Consider the following 16,211-nt stretch of genomic DNA (forward strand, 5'->3'; position numbering starts at 1 on the left):
CTGACCGTTTGCAAGCCGCTGCCACAAGATGACGGAACAACAAATACAACGTATGAAAAAACGTATTCCCAGCCTCCTGGCCACCATGATTGCCAGCGCCTTGTATAGCCAACAGGGCCTCGCTGCCGATCTCGCCACGCAGTGTATGCTTGGCGTCCCAAGCTATAATCGACCCCTCGTTGAAGGTAAAACTAACGAGCTGCCGGTGACGATCGATGCCGATCATGCGAAGGGCAACTACCCGGATAATGCCACATTCACCGGTAACGTCGATATTAACCAGGGGAATAGCCGTCTTCAGGCGGATGAGGTTCAGCTTCATCAGCAGCAGGCAGCGGGCCAGCCTCAGCCCGTGCGCACCGTCGATGCCTTGGGCAACGTTCACTATGACGATAATCAGGTGATCCTGAAAGGCCCGAAAGGCTGGTCAAACCTGAATACCAAAGATACCAATATCTGGGAAGGTGATTACCAGATGGTCGGCCGCCAGGGCCGCGGCAAGGCCGATCTGATGAAGCAGCGCGGTGAAAACCGCTACACCATTCTGGAAAACGGCAGCTTTACCTCCTGTCTGCCGGGTTCTGACACCTGGAGCGTCGTCGGCAGCGAAGTTATCCACGACCGCGAAGAGCAGGTGGCGGAGATCTGGAACGCGCGTTTTAAGCTCGGCTCCGTGCCTATTTTCTACAGCCCTTACCTGCAGCTGCCGGTCGGGGATAAGCGTCGTTCCGGCTTCCTGATCCCTAACGCCAAATACAGCACCAAAAATGGCGTGGAGTTCTCGCTCCCCTACTACTGGAATATCGCGCCTAACTTCGACGCCACCCTGACGCCGCACTATATGAACAAGCGCGGCGGCGTGATGTGGGAAAACGAATTCCGCTATCTGACCAAAGCCGGCACGGGCCTGTTCGAGTTTGACTACCTGCCGTCCGACAAGGTCTACCAGGACGATCACTCCAGCGACAGCAACAGCCGCCGCTGGCTGTTTTACTGGAACCATTCCGGGGTCATCGACCAGGTGTGGCGCCTTAACGCCGACTACACCAAGGTCAGCGATCCGGACTACTTTAACGATTTCAGCTCGAAATACGGTTCCAGCACCGACGGCTACGCCACGCAGAAATTCAGCGCCGGCTACGTTAACCAGAACTTCGACGCCACCGTGTCGACCAAACAGTTCCAGGTCTTTAACCGCGATTCGAGCAACTCCTATGCCGCTCAGCCGCAGCTGGACGTTAACTACTACCAGAACGACGTCGGTCCGTTTGATACCCATCTTTACGGTCAGGCGGTGCACTTCGTTAATACTAACGCCAACATGCCGGAAGCGACCCGCGTCCACTTTGAGCCGACGATCAATCTGCCGCTGTCTAACGGCTGGGGCAGCATCAATACCGAAGCCAAGCTGCTGGCGACCCACTACCAGCAGAGCAACCTCGACGACTACAACGCGGCGAATAACGCGGACTACAAAGAGTCCGTTAACCGCGTGATGCCGCAGTTTAAAATCGACGGCAAAATGGTCTTCGAGCGCGATATGCAGGAGAGCTTTACCCAGACTCTGGAACCGCGCGTGCAGTACCTGTACATCCCGTATCGCGACCAGAGCCACATCGGTTCTTACGACTCCACCCTGCTGCAATCGGACTACAGCGGCCTGTTCCGCGACCGCTCCTACAGCGGCCTGGACCGTATTGCATCCGCAAACCAGGTATCTACCGGCGTCACGTCTCGCGTATATGATGCAGCCGCCGTTGAACGTTTTAATATTTCCGTTGGTCAAATCTATTATTTCACCGAGTCACGTACCGGTGATGACAACATCAACTGGGAGAATAACGACACAAGGGGTTCACTGGTTTGGGCCGGAGATACTTACTGGCGCATCGCCGATGACTGGGGTTTACGCGGGGGAATTCAGTACGATACGCGTCTGGATAACGTCGCAACCGGTAACGGCACCGTTGAATACCGTCGCGACGAAAACCGCTTAGTCCAACTTAACTATCGTTACGCCAGCCCGGAATACATTCAGGCCACGCTGCCTTCGTATTCAACCGCTGAGCAGTACAAAAACGGTATTTCTCAGGTGGGTATGACCGCCAGCTGGCCGGTAGTCGATCGCTGGTCCGTCGTCGGCGCATACTACTTTGATACCAATACCAAAAAGAGCGCCAACCAGATGTTAGGGGTGCAGTATAACTCCTGCTGCTACGCGATTCGTCTCGGCTATGAACGTAAGATCAACGGCTGGGATAACAACGGTAACGGCGAGAGCAAATACGACAATACCTTTGGCATCAACATTGAGCTACGCGGTCTGAGCTCCAATTACGGTCTCGGCACCCAGCAGATGCTGCGTTCGAACATTCTACCGTACCAGAACTCCCTGTGATGTGGCTGGTTTAAAACGTAATCCGCATTTGCGGTTAATTGAAATGGAAAAAGTATGAAGAACTGGAAAACGCTGCTTCTCGGTATCGCCATGATCGCGAATACCAGTTTCGCTGCCCCACAGGTTGTCGATAAAGTAGCGGCTGTCGTCAATAATGGCGTTGTTCTTGAAAGCGACGTCAATGGCCTGATGCAATCGGTTAAGCTTAACGCCGGCCAGGCCGGCCAGCAGCTGCCGGATGATGCCACCCTACGTCATCAGATCCTCGAAAGACTGATTATGGACCAGATTGTTTTGCAGATGGGCCAGAAGATGGGCGTGAAAATCTCTGACGACCAGGTCGATCAGGCGATTGCCAACATCGCGAAGCAGAACAATATGACCATGGATCAGATGCGCAGCCGTCTGGCCTATGACGGTCTGAACTACGCCACCTACCGTAATCAGATCCGCAAAGAGATGCTGATTTCAGAAGTGCGTAATAACGAAGTGCGTCGCCGCATTACCGTGCTGCCGCAGGAAGTTGAATCTCTGGCAAAACAGATTGGCGATCAGAACGATGCCAGCACCGAGCTGAACCTGAGCCACATCCTGGTTCCGCTGTCGGAAAACCCAACCTCTGACCAGGTTGCTGCCGCTCAGGAGCAGGCGAACTCTATCGTTGAGCAGGCGCGCAGCGGCGCGGACTTCGGCAAGCTGGCGATCAGCTACTCTGCCGACCAGCAGGCGCTGAAAGGCGGCCAGATGGGCTGGGGTCGTATTCAGGAGCTGCCGGGGATCTTCGCCCAGGCGCTGAGCACCGCGAAGAAAGGCGACATCGTCGGCCCGATCCGCTCCGGCGTTGGCTTCCATATCCTGAAAATCAACGATATGCGCGGCGAAAGCAAAAATATCTCCGTTACCGAAGTCCACGCTCGCCACATTCTACTGAAGTCGTCGCCGATCATGAACGATGCCCAGGCGAAGGCCAAGCTGGAGCAGATTGCAGCGGACATTAAGAGCGGGAAAACCACCTTCGCTAAAGCAGCGAAAGAGTTTTCTGAAGATCCGGGCTCTGCTAACCAGGGCGGCGATTTGGGCTGGGCAACCACCGATATCTTCGACCCGGCGTTCCGCGATGCGCTGATGCACATGAGCAAAGGCCAGACCAGCGCTCCGGTGCACTCCTCCTTCGGCTGGCACCTGATTGAGCTGCTGGACACCCGCCAGGTTGACAGAACCGACGCGGCGCAGAAAGATCGCGCCTACCGGATGCTGATGAACCGTAAGTTCTCGGAAGAAGCGGCGACCTGGATGCAGGAACAGCGCGCCAGCGCTTACGTCAAAGTTCTGAGTAACTAATTTACCGCCCGATACGCCAGACGTTCCGCGCGTATCGGGCGGCAAGCGCATAGCGCTCCCAGGCCCACCGATGATGAGCCCGCGGGGCGATGCCGCTGACCCTAACGTTGCCTGCGACGGCCCAAAACGGGCGAGGCTCATGGATGAACCGCCAACGGCGTAGCCAACCAGGAAATAGCCTGAAGGATGAAGTGTATGAATCGTGTTGTCATCACTCCCGGGGAACCTGCCGGGATTGGCCCTGACCTCGTCGCGCAGCTTGCGCAGCGCGACTGGCCGGTTGAACTGGTGGTTTGCGCCGATGGCGCACTGTTATCTGACCGAGCCCAGCGGCTCGGTCTTCCTTTATTGCTTCAGCCCTGGGACCCGTCCCGCCCCGCCGCCCCGCAGCGCGCCGGCACCCTGACCCTGCTTCCCGTCACGCTGAACGCCCCGGTAACGCCCGGCGTGCTGGACGTGCGCAACGGTAGCTACGTGGTGGAAACCCTGGCGCGCGCCTGCGACGGCTGCCTTAACGGCGAGTTTGCGGCCTTAATTACCGGGCCGGTCCATAAAGGCAATATCAACGACGCCGGGATCGCCTTCACCGGACATACTGAGTTCTTCGAAGAGCGGGCGCAGGCCAGTAAAGTGGTGATGATGCTGGCAACGGAGGAGCTTCGCGTCGCGCTGGCGACCACCCATCTGCCGCTGAAAGCGATCAGTGACGCCATTACCCCCGACCTGCTGCGTGAAGTCATCACCATCCTTGACCACGATCTGCGGCACAAGTTTGGTATTGCCCATCCGCACGTGCTGGTCTGCGGCCTGAACCCGCACGCGGGAGAAGGCGGCCACATGGGCACAGAAGAGATCGACACCATCATTCCGGTGCTGGAAGAGATGCGCGCCCTGGGGATGAATCTCAGCGGGCCGCTGCCGGCTGATACCCTTTTTCAGCCTAAATATCTCGACCACGCCGATGCGGTGCTCGCGATGTACCACGATCAGGGTCTTCCCGTGCTAAAATACCAGGGCTTCGGCCGCGGCGTTAACATTACGCTCGGTTTACCCTTTATTCGAACCTCCGTTGACCACGGTACCGCGCTGGAACTGGCGGGCCTGGGAAAAGCGGATGTCGGCAGTTTTATCACGGCGCTTAATCTCGCCATTAAAATGATTGTTAATACGCAATGAATAATCGAGTCCATCAGGGCCACTTAGCCCGTAAACGCTTCGGGCAAAACTTTCTCAACGATCGGTTTGTGATCGACAGTATTGTCTCGGCCATTAATCCACAGAAAGGTCAGGCGATTGTCGAAATCGGCCCGGGCCTGGCCGCGCTGACCGAGCCGGTAGGCGAACGTCTGGACGAGCTCACCGTTATCGAGCTGGACCGCGACCTGGCCGCCCGCCTGAAAACGCACCCGTTCTTAGGGCCAAAGCTGACCATTTATCAGCAGGATGCCATGACCATGAACTTCGGCGAGCTGTCGCAGAACATGGGTCAGCCGCTGCGCGTGTTCGGCAACCTGCCTTACAACATCTCCACGCCGCTGATGTTCCACCTGTTCAGCTATACTGATGCCATTGCCGACATGCACTTTATGCTGCAAAAAGAGGTCGTCAATCGCCTGGTTGCCGGTCCGAACAGCAAGGCGTATGGTCGACTGAGCGTTATGGCGCAGTATTACTGCCAGATAATCCCGGTGCTTGAAGTCCCGCCGACCGCCTTTACGCCGCCGCCTAAAGTCGATTCCGCCGTGGTGCGCCTGGTGCCCTATCGCACTCTGCCGCATCCGGTCAAAGAGGTCCGCGTACTGAGCCGAATCACCACCGAAGCGTTCAACCAGCGCCGGAAAACAATTCGCAACAGCCTCGGCAATCTGTTCAGCGTTGAAGTGCTGACCGAGCTGGGCATCGACCCGGCTAAGCGTGCAGAGAATATTTCCGTGGCGCAGTATTGTCAGCTAGCTAACTGGTTAACTGAAAACTCGCCCACCAAGGAGAGCTAACCATGATCAATTCGCCCCGAGTTTGTGTACAGGTACAGAGCGTCTATATCGAATCGCAGTCTTCTCCGGAAAACGATCGTTACGTCTTCGCTTATACCGTCACCATCCGCAACCTGGGGCGGAGTCAGGTTCAGCTACTTGGCCGCTACTGGCTTATCACCAACGGTCACGGTCGTGAGACTGAGGTTCAGGGTGAAGGGGTTGTCGGCGAGCAGCCGCATATTCCCGCTGGCGGGGAGTTTCAATACACCAGCGGCGCGGTTATTGAAACGCCGCTGGGCACCATGCAGGGACATTACGCTATGATCGACATGAACGGTGCGCCGTTCTCCGTCGACATCCCTGTTTTCCGTCTCGCAGTACCAACGCTCATTCACTAAAACCATGTCTACATACCTTATTGGCGACGTTCACGGTTGCTACGATGAACTGATCGCATTATTAAAGCAGGTTGCGTTTACTCCCGGCAGCGATACGCTGTGGCTCACCGGCGATTTAGTCGCCCGCGGCCCGGGCTCGCTGGAGGTTTTACGCTACGTAAAATCCCTGGGCGACAGCGTGCGTATTGTCCTCGGCAATCACGATCTCCATCTGCTGGCGGTCTTCGCCGGCATTAGCCGCAACAAGCCGAAAGATCGCCTCAAGCCGCTGCTGGAAGCGCCGGATGCCGATGAGCTTCTCAACTGGCTGCGCCGCCAGCCGCTGATGCAGATTGATGAAGAGAAAAAGCTGGTGATGGCCCATGCCGGCATCACGCCGCAGTGGGATCTGCCAACGGCGCTGCAGTGCGCGCGCGACGTTGAAGCGGTGCTCTCCAGCGACTCCTATCCGTTCTTCCTCGACGCCATGTATGGCGACATGCCCAACAACTGGAGCAGCGAGCTGAGCGGCCTTGCGCGACTGCGTTTTATCTCCAACGCCTTTACCCGCATGCGCTACTGCTTCCCGAACGGGCAGCTGGATATGTATGCCAAAGAAGCGCCGGAGGACGCCCCGGCGCCCCTGAAGCCGTGGTTTACCATCCCCGGACCGGTAGCGAACGAGTACAGCATTGCCTTTGGCCACTGGGCTTCGCTGGAGGGGCGCGGGACGCCTGACGGCATTTATGCCCTGGATACCGGCTGCTGCTGGGGGGGAGATCTCACCTGCCTGCGCTGGGAAGACAAGGCGTACTTCATCCAGCCGTCGAACCGGCAGAAGGATCTGGGTGAAGGTGAGGCGGTCGCCTCCTGAGAAAGATCCCGGATAGCTGCGCGCTATCCGGGTAATCTGAGAAGCCCTGTTCCCGGAAGCTTAGCGGCGTTCCAGAACTTCGAAACAGTAGCTGTGCGAGTTCTGCGCGTCGGCGTCGTGGAATTCGCTGAATACCGACTCCCACTGGTCCGGATCGTAATCCGGGAAGTGGGTATCGCCTTCCACTTCAGCATCAATATGCGTCAAATAGAGCTTCTGGGCTTTCGGCAGGAACTGCTCGTACACGCGGCCGCCGCCGATCACCATCATCTCTTCAACGTCGCCGCAGGCGGCAATCGCTTCATCAACCGATTTAACCCACTGCACGCGATCGTCGCTCCCGGGCTGGCTGCTGATGACGATATTTTTACGGCCAGGCAGCGGACGACCGATAGATTCCCAGGTCAGACGACCCATAATCACCGGCTTGTTTAACGTATTACGTTTAAACCAGGCGAGATCGGCAGGCAGGTTCCATGGCATGGCGTTTTCCATACCAATGACGCGATCCACCGCTAACGCCGCAATCAGACTGATCATTGAATATTTCCCAAATACAAAAAATTGCCGCCACTATACGGAAAGCATAATACTTCGTCGACTGGACGGAGGGTAAAGAATACGAAAATTTTCGGATTTGCTGGCGAGCCCACGTCAGCCTCGTGGGCCGCCAGATTAGAACGACGCGCTATACCTTAAGCTGAAGGCTTATTCTCCGGCTCATCGGCGATATCACCCGTGTGCCTGCCCTCTTCCGTACCCTGCCAGCCGTGGCGCTGGACCAGCGACAGATGGGTGCGGTCTTCATTGATGATGCCGGTCAGCATATCGCTGGTGCGCTTAAAGACCGCCACACGGGAAGCCGAATCGTTTTCCGCCATCTCCACCATCTCTTCCACCATTTTGATATTGAAGCGGCGGAACAGATCGGCGCGCTCGCGCGCCTCGTAGGCACCGAGGCCGAGGGCCTCCAGCGCCATGCGCCCGGATTTCAGCGCCGCCTCGAAGGTTTCACGTTCGGGCGCCTCGACCCCGGCCTGGCGCAGCTGAATATAGTGATCGATATCGCGGGCCCGCGAGATAATTTGCAGATGCGGGAAGTGCTCTTTCGCCAGCTCAACCAGCTGCAGGCTGGCCTGCGGATCGTCGATGGCGTTGATCAGCACTTCCGCTTTTGCCGCTCCCGCCGACTCCAGCAGATCGGCCCGCGTCGCGTCGCCGTAGAACACCTTCATATCAAATTTGCGCAGCGTCTCAACGTGGTCAGGATCGTGGTCGAGGATGACCATCTTCACGCCGCCGGAGAGCAGCACGCGGCCGGCAATCTGCCCGTAGCGGCCAAAGCCGGCGACAATCACCCGCGGCTGCTCCTCATCAATCTCATCGGCCTCGCGCTCCTGGCCGGAGGATGATTTTTCCAGCCGGGTCAGCAGCACCAGCAGAATCGGCGTTGCCGCCATCGACAGCGCCACCGCCAGGGTCAGCGCCCTGGCCCACTCGCTATCCAGCACCTCGGCCATTTGCGCGGCGCCGAACACCACGAAGGCAAACTCGCTCCCCTGCCCCAGCAATACCGCAAACCAGCGGCGCTGGGCGCGCGGTACGCCGAGCGGTTTCGCAATCAGCCACAGCATGACGCCTTTAATAACCAGGAAGCCGACCAGCAGAATCAAAATGCGCAGGGGATGACTCACCAGGGTGCCAAAATCTACCGACATCCCGACGCCAATAAAGAACAGCCCCAGCAGCAGGCCTTTGAACGGTTCAATGTCGCTTTCCAGCGCGTGACGGTACTCAGAGCTGGCCAGCAGCACCCCGGCCAGGAAGGCGCCCATCGCCATCGATAGCCCGACCTCCTCCAGCAGCAGCCCAAAACCAAAGACCAGGAACAGAGCTACGGCGCTGAACACCTCCCGCAGGCCGGAGCGGGCAACGAAGCGCAGCACCGGTCGGGTCAGGTAGCGACCCAGCACCACCACCAGCGCCAGCGCGCCCGCCACCTTCAGCGCCGACAGGGCGAACGCCCACAGCGTGGTTGAGCCGCCGCTGCTGGCGAGCAGCGGGATCATCGCCACCAGCGGGATGGCCGCGATATCCTGAAACAGCAGCACCGCAAAGGCGCTACGCCCCATTTGCGAAACCGTCAGGTTACGTTCATTCATGGCCTGCATCGCGATCGCCGTGGACGACAGCGCCAGCGTCATGCCGATAAGCTCCGCCACCTGCCAGCGCATTCCCAGCAGCATGCAGAACAGGCCAATCAGCGCCCCGCAGGCCACCATCTGCAGCGCCCCGCCGCCAAATACCGAGGCCCGCAGCTTCCACAGGCGCTGCGGATCAAGCTCGAGGCCGATAACGAACAGCATCAGAACCACGCCGATTTCGGCGAAGTGGAGGATCGTCTCGGCGTCGGTCACCAGCTTCAGGCCCCACGGGCCGATAATACAGCCGGCGATCAAATATCCCAGCACCGATCCGAGGCCAAGGCGGACGGCAATCGGTACGATAAGCGCGGCAGAGCCGAGATAGATCAGCGCCTGTATCAGCGTATGGCTATCCATTGTGCGCCTCCTGCCATTCGATTAAGCGTTGTCGATAGTGGTGCGCCTGCGCCTGGAGGGTTTCATCGTCGCAGATAAAAGTGCAGTGCATCGCAAACGGCGGTAGCCACTTCATCCCGCAATACAGGCCGGTGGCCTGCAGCGGCTGGGCCAGCACGTCAAAACCGGGGAAGGAGCCAATATCGAAGTGGCTTTCGCCGCCGCCGGTGGTGACCGCCCACATCAGCGATTTACCGTGCAGCGCGATGCCGTTGTGGCCGTAGGCCCAGCCGTGCGACAGCACCTTATCCATCCACAGCTTCAGCAGCGGCGGGACGCTGTACCACTGTAAGGGGTGCTGCCAGATAACCAGATCCGCGCGGGCCAGCGCCGCCTGTTCGGCGGCGACGTCGATATTAAAGTCGGGGTAAAGTTGATAAAGAGAGCGTATTTCTACGCCGTCCAGCGTCCCTGCCTGCTCAAGCATCCGCTTATTCGCATGCGAGTGATGCGGATAGGGATGGGCGTAAATTATCAGAATCATTGATTAGCCTGCGTTAACTCTTGTTGTAATCTGCAAGAGTGTAGTCAGTTAATCGAAGCGCTTACAATGATAACTGTGATTTATGTCGCCTTAGCTCTTACGCGTTCCGCGGCTGCTTGCCGACGCTGACCTCAGGCTCGCTGACGACAAGGTCGCAGCGTTTCGGCAGCAGGAAGGTCATGGTTCCGGCAATGAGTAACGATCCGGCAAGCGCGCAGACCGCCACGTTTTGCCCGTAGAAATAGATCATCACGCCCACCAGGTAGGGACCGCAGAAGCCGCCGAGATTCCCGAGGCCGTTAATCACCCCGCGCGCGCTGCCGGCCACTTCCGCTGAGGCAATCCGCCCCGGCATCGACCAGAACGGACTGGTGGCCGATTTCAGGAAGAAGCCGCAGATAACCAGCGCGATATAGGCGGCGACCACGTGGTCGCGCAGCACCACCGACGCCACCAGCGCAGCGGCAAAGCTGTAGAGCGAGAAGCGAACCCACAGCCGGCGCTTGCCGCTGCGATCGCTAAACAGTGAAATCACGTAGATCCCGGCGAGGGTGGCGACGAACGGCAGCACCGCCAGCAGGCCGACGCTGGCCATGTTGCCGCCGGTCAGCCCTTTAAGAATGGTCGGCAGCCACAGGGTGTAGCCGTAATCGCCGGTCTGGTAGAAGAAGTTGAGGATCACCAGCTTCATCAGCCCGGAATTGCGGAACACGTCTTTTACCGGCGCGTTGCTCACCGCATCTTCAGCAAGTTTTGCCGCCCGCTCGGCGGCGAGGGTGGTGACCAGATAGTCGCGCTCCTTCTCCGGCAGCCAGCGGGCCTCTTCCGGACGGTCGCTAATCATGAACCACCACACCGCCAGCACCACCAGCGACAGCAGCCCTTCGATAATAAACAGCCAGCGCCAGTCGAGCGCGGCAATAATGGCGCCGGAGACCGGAGCGGTCAGCATGCCGCCCAGCGGGGCAAACATCATGACGAAGGCGTTGGCCCGGCCCAGCTCTTTTTCCGGGAACCAGTTGCTGACCATCGTCAGGACCACCGGCAGCATCCCGCCCTCGGAAACGCCGAGAATAAAGCGCAGAACCAGCAGCTGATATTCGTGGGTCACAAAGCCGGTCGCCACCGACACGATCGCCCAGGCCACCAGCGACCAGGCAATAAAACGTTTTCCGCTGCCGTTAACCGCAATCCGCCCGCCGGGTATTTGCAGGAATAAATAGCCAATAAAAAATATACCGCTGGCAACGCCGGCCATCTGGCTGGTAATACCTAAATCCTCTTCCATGCCGCCGGGCAAAGCAAAACTAATATTAACCCGATCCATAAACGAAATAATACAGGCGATCAACACCGGCGTAATAATACGCAGCCAGCGGGTGCTGGGAATTTTATCATTCATATTTCGCACTCTCTATGCAGAGGTTATCGTTGTCATTTAAGAACCTGTCCCACCAGGTTCTTATTGGCGCTGGATACAAAAATAAGAGCGCTAATTAATAGCGTTAGGCAGCGGCTTGCCGGAAAAATAAGCGGCGACGTTAGCAAAAACCACATCGCTCATTTTCTGGCGGGTTTCATGGGTTGCGCTGGCCACGTGCGGTTGCAGGACCACGTTGTCGAGCGCAATCAGCTCGGCGGGAACCCGCGGTTCATCCTCAAAAACGTCGAGAGCGGCCCCGGCGATAACACCGTCCTGTAACGCCTGAATCAGCGCCTTTTCATCGACCAGCGATCCGCGGGCGATGTTGATAAGCCACGCCCGTTTCGGCATCACGTTAAAGACCGAGGCATCGATAATCCCGCGGTTGGCCTCACCGCCGGAGGCGGCGATCACCAAAAAGTCGCTTTCATGGGCCAGGGTATGCAGATCGGCGCACCACTGATAATCGAGTCCGGCCACCTGCTTACGGTCGGTATAGAGCACCTGCATATCAAAACCGCGGGCGCGGCGGGCAATGGCCTGGCCGATATTGCCCATTCCCAGAATGCCGATACGCTTGCCGCTGACCTGAGTTGCCAGCGGCAGGCCGCCGTTCAGCCAGCGGCCTTCACGCACAAAACGGTCGCCCTGACAGAGCTGGCGCGAGCCGGCCAGCAGCAGCCCCATCGCCAGATCGGCGACATCGTTGGTCAGCACGCCGGAGGTAATGGAGACGGCAATCTGCCGGGAGCGGACGTACTCTAAATCCACCGCGTCGGTGCCGACGCCGAAGATAGCGATCAGGCCAGCGTGCGGCAGCAGCTCAAGCACGCTGTTCTGCACGCCGACGTCCCCGCGGGTCACCACGGCCGCCACGTTCTCTCCCTGCTCGCGCAAAAAGGCGATCGGATCGTCCTGCTCGTACAGGCGCAATAGCGGGAATTCGGCGGCCAGCTGCTCCTGTAAGGTCTCAATAACGGGGGCGACTAAAAGGACGGATCGGGTAATAGCACTATTCATCGGATCACCTGTTTGAAGTTTCATAACGACTGTAGCCACTATCAAACGGGTTTTTGTCGCAGCGTTTTGCGATCTGCATCACGCTGAATCGTGTTAAAAATAGCTGTTACACCGTCCGTGATCGATAAGACAAAACCCGCGGATTGCGGGCCTCGAGCGGATCGTACGTTAACTTTCTGCTAACACGGCGCCATCGCCACGCCGCAGGCGCTATATGGTCTCCCCCATCGACAGGCGATAGTGCAGATCGACCTTCTCAATGGTCGGCAGCCCTTTGATTTTTTTGATTAATATTTCGGTTGCTACCTTGCCCATTTCAAAGCGCGGCGTCAGGACGCTCGCCAGACGCGGGGAGATAATCTGGCCGATTTCCAGGCCATGAAAACCGGCTATCGCCAGCTCTTCCGGCACGTTGATACCTGATGCCAGGCACTCCTGTAACACGCCAACCGCCAGATCGTCATTGGTGCACAGAATACCGTCCATGCGGGCATACATCTGACGCGCCAGGGTCATCATCCCGGTACCGATCGATACCGACGACACCTTGTTCGGCGCGATGCGTCCCACCGTCAGCCCGGCATTTTCCATCGCCTGGCAGTAGCCGGCGTAGCGCTGCTCGTCGCGCACGTCGGACATCGCGCCAAAATAGACGATCTGCCGTTTACCGCTCGCCAGCAGCATATTGGTCATATCGAAACCGGCCTTGAAGTTGTCAAAGCCCACGTTGATACGCCCCGGGTTGTCCGTCAGGCCCATCACTTCCGCAACGGGAATTTTCGCCGCATTGAGGTACTTATCGGCCCGCAGGGTGTGAGCCGATTCGGTCAGCAGCAGGCCCTTGACGTTAAAGGCCAGCACGGCGGCTATCTGCTCCTCTTCGCGCTGGCGGTCATAATCATAGTTCACCACCAGCGTCTGATAGCCGTGCGCAGCGGTAACCGATTCAATACCGGCCAGCAGGTCGGCAAAGATTTGGTTATGAAAGGAGGGGATCAGTACGCCAATGCGCGGCACGACGACGCCGATCATCGCCGGGTTGTCGGGGTCGGGCTCGTAGCCAATTTCCGCAATCACGCTGGCGATGCGCTCTGCCGTCTCCGGTTTAACTTTATCCGGCGTACGTAAATAGCGGCTGACGGTCATTTTGGTTACGCCAGCCAGCGCTGCAATATCATTGAGCGTTATGCGTTGTGCTTTCATCTACCTGCCCGTCAAATACGTCCACTGCATCAGGTTATTATGCCTGCCGATGAACAAAAAGAGAATCGAACCTCACTCTCGTTAACCCTTTGAGTAACGGTAATTTACACCCGGCTTCACGTTTAATGTAACCCCTTTTCGTAACACCGTTTTGAGTGATCTCGATCACGGTTTTACCCGGCAAAAATCCGTGAGATAGAGCACAGGTTCTTCCGCTTTACCTTTTCGTGAATCAGGAATAAAAGCGCACACCGTCATTTATATTCAGCCGTTAATCAGGATATCAAGATGAAAGATCTTTTCAGCTTACAGGGCAAACGAATTTTAATTACTGGCGCCGGGCAAGGTATTGGTTTTGTCATGGCCCAGGGCCTTGCACAATATGGCGCAGAAATTATTATCAACGATATTTCTGCCCCCCGTGCAGATGATGCGGTCATGAAATTACGTGATGAAGGCGCCATCGCTCACGCGGCGATATTTAATGTTACCGATGCTGATTCCGTCGAGCAGGCGATTGGTAAAATCGAAGAGGAAATTGGCGCTATCGACGTGTTATTTAATAATGCGGGCATTCAGCGGCGCCATCCGTTTACCGAATTTCCGCTGCAGGAATGGAACGATGTTATTTCCGTGAACCAAACCGCGGTATTTCTCGTCTCCCAGGCGGTGGCTAAGCGGATGGTCGCTCGCCAGCGCGGGAAAATCGTCAATATCTGCTCAATGCAGAGCGAGCTTGGTCGCGACACCATCACGCCGTACGCCGCCGCCAAAGGTGCGGTAAAAATGCTGACCCGCGGCATGTGCGTCGAACTGGCGCGCTATAACGTCCAGGTCAACGGCATCGCGCCGGGCTACTTTAAAACCGCCATGACCCAGGCGCTGGTTGATGATAAAGCCTTCACCGACTGGCTGTGCAAGCGCACGCCGGCCGCCCGCTGGGGCGATCCGCAGGAGCTGGTTGGCGCCGCGGTGTTCCTGTCCTCTAAAGCCTCTGATTTCGTCAACGGTCATCTGCTGTTCGTCGACGGCGGCATGCTGGTTGCTGTCTAAGTAAGGAGCACATTATGGCAGGGCAATGCATTATTTTGATGGGTGTCTCAGGCACCGGAAAGACCACCGTCGGCCAGGCGTTAGCCCAGGCGCTCGGCGCAAAATTTATCGACGGAGACGATCTTCACCCGCGGCAGAACATCGTCAAAATGGCCGCCAGCCAGCCGCTCAATGACGAAGACCGGGGGCCGTGGCTGGAGCGGATCGCGGACGTGATTTTTAGCCTTGAGCAGAAGAATGAGTCGGGCGTGCTGGTGTGCTCGGCGCTGAAGAAGCGCTACCGCGATCGGCTGCGCGAAGGCAGCGGCAACCTGCGCTTTCTGTGGCTGACCGGCGAGTACGAATGCATTCTGCAGCGGATGCAGCAGCGTAAGGGGCACTTTATGCCGGAGGCGCTGCTGCGCAGCCAGTTTGCCGCCCTGGAGGCGCCGGACGCCAGCGAGCGCGATATTTTAGCCGTTGATATTGCCCCCGACGTCGCCAGCATCGTGGCGCAGTCGTTAAATTTACTTGAGCCTCAATCACTACAGGGAATGCCGGCATGATTATTGATACCTTAGCCGCCGCGGCCAAAAATACGTTCTATCCGTCGGTTATTCGCCAGGCGCTGCAGGCCGTCGCCCAGCAGGACCCGCACTCCCTGCCGCCGGGGAAATATACGGTCGATGGCGATAACCTGTTTTTCACCGTCGTCGAAGGCCAGACGCGCCCGCTGGCGGAACAGCGCCCGGAATACCATCGTCAGTACATCGATATTCATATCGTGCTGGCAGGCGTTGAGATTATTGGGGCGGGAAATAAAGGGCTGACCATCACCGCGGACGGGCCGTTTAAGGACGCCCATGATATTGGCTTTTGCACAGAAATTAGCAGCGAAACGCTGATTCATTTACATCCTGAGGAGCTGGCGATTCTGTTTCCCGGCGAGCTTCATCGGCCGATGGGCGCCACGGATGCCGGCGCGCCGCTGCGTAAAATTATCGTCAAAATAGACCACGCCCTGCTGTAAAACCGGTCGCGATAACCGGCCCCGCACTCACCCTCGCGGGGCCATGGATAACAATTAGTTATCCAGCTCGTCCATCGATTTCACCTGATCGCGATTGATCTGCTCGGTGCGGCCGGTTGCGGCATTTTTGTACGAGACCATGCCGGTATCGCTATCCACCTGCGGCTTACCGTCGGTGACGATGGTTCTGCCATCGGTGGTTTTCAGCGACTGATTTGAGGAACACCCCGCCACAAACAACACCGCCGTCGCTGCCAGCGCGGATGCCACCAGAATTTTGTTCCGCATTGTATCCTCCTGTTTTCCGTCAATGAGTATTGTTATCGTGCTAATTATAGTTAGCCCGAGCCGGGAGGAAGTTAAAAGCAGAACTCTCCGAAGATGGCCGACATAAAAAAACGGGCCGACGATAACGTCAGCCCGTTTGGTTCGCAGCCGGCAGCGCCGGCACGG

Annotated in this window: 16 protein-coding genes; 9 read left to right on the forward strand and 7 right to left on the reverse strand. The window is 57.7% G+C overall.

The window, feature by feature from the left end; translation table 11 throughout:
- The first annotated feature begins 52 nt into the window (after positions 1-52).
- The 6 genes from lptD (at position 53) to apaH (ending at position 6,966) form a co-directional block, all read left to right on the forward strand.
- Positions 53-2,398 (forward strand): LPS assembly protein LptD, encoded by a 2,346-nt coding sequence (lptD, locus tag EDF75_RS20255; protein WP_133600682.1) that lies wholly within the window; start codon positions 53-55, stop codon positions 2,396-2,398.
- Between the two features lie 54 nt (positions 2,399-2,452).
- A complete protein-coding gene (surA, locus tag EDF75_RS20260) occupies positions 2,453-3,739 on the forward strand; it encodes a peptidylprolyl isomerase SurA (RefSeq protein ID WP_128879090.1) in 1,287 nt (428 codons plus the stop codon).
- Positions 3,740-3,925: 186 nt separating this feature from the next.
- A complete protein-coding gene (pdxA, locus tag EDF75_RS20265; protein WP_166646219.1) occupies positions 3,926-4,915 on the forward strand; it encodes a 4-hydroxythreonine-4-phosphate dehydrogenase PdxA in 990 nt (329 codons plus the stop codon).
- Entirely contained in the window at positions 4,912-5,733 is an 822-nt protein-coding gene (gene rsmA / locus EDF75_RS20270) for a 16S rRNA (adenine(1518)-N(6)/adenine(1519)-N(6))-dimethyltransferase RsmA (protein ID WP_041144011.1), read from the forward strand. The genes pdxA and rsmA overlap by 4 nt, the downstream gene beginning before the upstream one ends.
- A gap of 2 nt (positions 5,734-5,735) precedes the next feature.
- Positions 5,736-6,113 carry a Co2+/Mg2+ efflux protein ApaG gene (apaG, locus tag EDF75_RS20275; RefSeq protein WP_133600684.1) on the forward strand — a complete coding sequence of 126 codons (378 nt, stop codon included), beginning with the start codon at positions 5,736-5,738 and terminating at the stop codon, positions 6,111-6,113.
- A gap of 4 nt (positions 6,114-6,117) precedes the next feature.
- Positions 6,118-6,966 carry a bis(5'-nucleosyl)-tetraphosphatase (symmetrical) ApaH gene (apaH, locus tag EDF75_RS20280; RefSeq protein ID WP_133600685.1) on the forward strand — a complete coding sequence of 283 codons (849 nt, stop codon included), beginning with the start codon at positions 6,118-6,120 and terminating at the stop codon, positions 6,964-6,966.
- Between the two features lie 60 nt (positions 6,967-7,026).
- On the opposite strand, the gene folA is transcribed toward apaH, so the two are convergent.
- The 6 genes from folA to EDF75_RS20310 form a co-directional block, all read right to left on the reverse strand.
- Positions 7,027-7,506: a type 3 dihydrofolate reductase gene (gene folA / locus EDF75_RS20285; protein WP_041144008.1), complete on the reverse strand. Its 480-nt coding sequence runs from the start codon at positions 7,504-7,506 to the stop codon at positions 7,027-7,029.
- 155 nt (positions 7,507-7,661) lie between these two features.
- On the reverse strand, positions 7,662-9,527 hold the full coding sequence (gene kefC / locus EDF75_RS20290; protein ID WP_133600686.1) for a glutathione-regulated potassium-efflux system protein KefC: 1,866 nt from the start codon (positions 9,525-9,527) through the stop codon (positions 7,662-7,664).
- The gene (gene kefF / locus EDF75_RS20295) at positions 9,520-10,050 is read right to left on the reverse strand and encodes a glutathione-regulated potassium-efflux system oxidoreductase KefF (RefSeq protein WP_133600687.1); all 531 of its coding nucleotides are present in this window, start codon (positions 10,048-10,050) and stop codon (positions 9,520-9,522) included. The genes kefC and kefF overlap by 8 nt, the downstream gene beginning before the upstream one ends.
- Before the next feature lie 97 nt (positions 10,051-10,147).
- Positions 10,148-11,452 (reverse strand): MFS transporter, encoded by a 1,305-nt coding sequence (locus EDF75_RS20300; protein ID WP_133600688.1) that lies wholly within the window; start codon positions 11,450-11,452, stop codon positions 10,148-10,150.
- 90 nt (positions 11,453-11,542) lie between these two features.
- On the reverse strand, positions 11,543-12,493 hold the full coding sequence (locus EDF75_RS20305; RefSeq protein ID WP_133600689.1) for a 2-hydroxyacid dehydrogenase: 951 nt from the start codon (positions 12,491-12,493) through the stop codon (positions 11,543-11,545).
- A gap of 210 nt (positions 12,494-12,703) precedes the next feature.
- Entirely contained in the window at positions 12,704-13,696 is a 993-nt protein-coding gene (locus tag EDF75_RS20310; protein WP_045859976.1) for a LacI family DNA-binding transcriptional regulator, read from the reverse strand.
- A gap of 288 nt (positions 13,697-13,984) precedes the next feature.
- Between EDF75_RS20310 and idnO the strand changes: the two genes are divergently transcribed.
- The 3 genes from idnO to EDF75_RS20325 are packed head-to-tail and all read left to right on the forward strand — an operon-like array spanning position 13,985 to position 15,758.
- A complete protein-coding gene (idnO, locus tag EDF75_RS20315) occupies positions 13,985-14,749 on the forward strand; it encodes a gluconate 5-dehydrogenase (RefSeq protein ID WP_133600690.1) in 765 nt (254 codons plus the stop codon).
- 14 nt (positions 14,750-14,763) lie between these two features.
- Positions 14,764-15,294: a gluconokinase gene (locus tag EDF75_RS20320; RefSeq protein WP_133600691.1), complete on the forward strand. Its 531-nt coding sequence runs from the start codon at positions 14,764-14,766 to the stop codon at positions 15,292-15,294.
- Positions 15,291-15,758, forward strand: coding sequence for a NanQ anomerase/TabA/YiaL family protein (locus tag EDF75_RS20325; RefSeq protein WP_133600692.1), 468 nt, complete (start codon positions 15,291-15,293; stop codon positions 15,756-15,758). Before EDF75_RS20320 ends, EDF75_RS20325 begins: the two co-directional genes overlap by 4 nt.
- Before the next feature lie 54 nt (positions 15,759-15,812).
- On the opposite strand, the gene EDF75_RS20330 is transcribed toward EDF75_RS20325, so the two are convergent.
- A complete protein-coding gene (locus EDF75_RS20330; RefSeq protein WP_041143999.1) occupies positions 15,813-16,046 on the reverse strand; it encodes a YgdI/YgdR family lipoprotein in 234 nt (77 codons plus the stop codon).
- Between the last annotated feature and the right edge of the window lie 165 nt (positions 16,047-16,211).

This window comes from Klebsiella sp. BIGb0149 (assembly GCF_004362605.1).
Taxonomy (GTDB): Bacteria; Pseudomonadota; Gammaproteobacteria; order Enterobacterales; family Enterobacteriaceae; genus Klebsiella; species Klebsiella terrigena.

Coding starts and splice junctions, on each gene's coding strand:
- EDF75_RS20300 (WP_133600688.1), bottom strand. CDS start 11,452: ATGAATGATAAAATTCCCAGCACCCGCTGGCTGCGTATTATTACGCCG.
- EDF75_RS20320 (WP_133600691.1), top strand. CDS start 14,764: ATGGCAGGGCAATGCATTATTTTGATGGGTGTCTCAGGCACCGGAAAG.
- idnO (WP_133600690.1), top strand. CDS start 13,985: ATGAAAGATCTTTTCAGCTTACAGGGCAAACGAATTTTAATTACTGGC.
- rsmA (WP_041144011.1), top strand. CDS start 4,912: ATGAATAATCGAGTCCATCAGGGCCACTTAGCCCGTAAACGCTTCGGG.
- kefC (WP_133600686.1), bottom strand. CDS start 9,527: ATGGATAGCCATACGCTGATACAGGCGCTGATCTATCTCGGCTCTGCC.
- EDF75_RS20305 (WP_133600689.1), bottom strand. CDS start 12,493: ATGAATAGTGCTATTACCCGATCCGTCCTTTTAGTCGCCCCCGTTATT.
- kefF (WP_133600687.1), bottom strand. CDS start 10,050: ATGATTCTGATAATTTACGCCCATCCCTATCCGCATCACTCGCATGCG.
- EDF75_RS20330 (WP_041143999.1), bottom strand. CDS start 16,046: ATGCGGAACAAAATTCTGGTGGCATCCGCGCTGGCAGCGACGGCGGTG.
- surA (WP_128879090.1), top strand. CDS start 2,453: ATGAAGAACTGGAAAACGCTGCTTCTCGGTATCGCCATGATCGCGAAT.
- EDF75_RS20325 (WP_133600692.1), top strand. CDS start 15,291: ATGATTATTGATACCTTAGCCGCCGCGGCCAAAAATACGTTCTATCCG.
- apaH (WP_133600685.1), top strand. CDS start 6,118: ATGTCTACATACCTTATTGGCGACGTTCACGGTTGCTACGATGAACTG.
- pdxA (WP_166646219.1), top strand. CDS start 3,926: ATGAAGTGTATGAATCGTGTTGTCATCACTCCCGGGGAACCTGCCGGG.
- apaG (WP_133600684.1), top strand. CDS start 5,736: ATGATCAATTCGCCCCGAGTTTGTGTACAGGTACAGAGCGTCTATATC.
- EDF75_RS20310 (WP_045859976.1), bottom strand. CDS start 13,696: ATGAAAGCACAACGCATAACGCTCAATGATATTGCAGCGCTGGCTGGC.
- lptD (WP_133600682.1), top strand. CDS start 53: ATGAAAAAACGTATTCCCAGCCTCCTGGCCACCATGATTGCCAGCGCC.
- folA (WP_041144008.1), bottom strand. CDS start 7,506: ATGATCAGTCTGATTGCGGCGTTAGCGGTGGATCGCGTCATTGGTATG.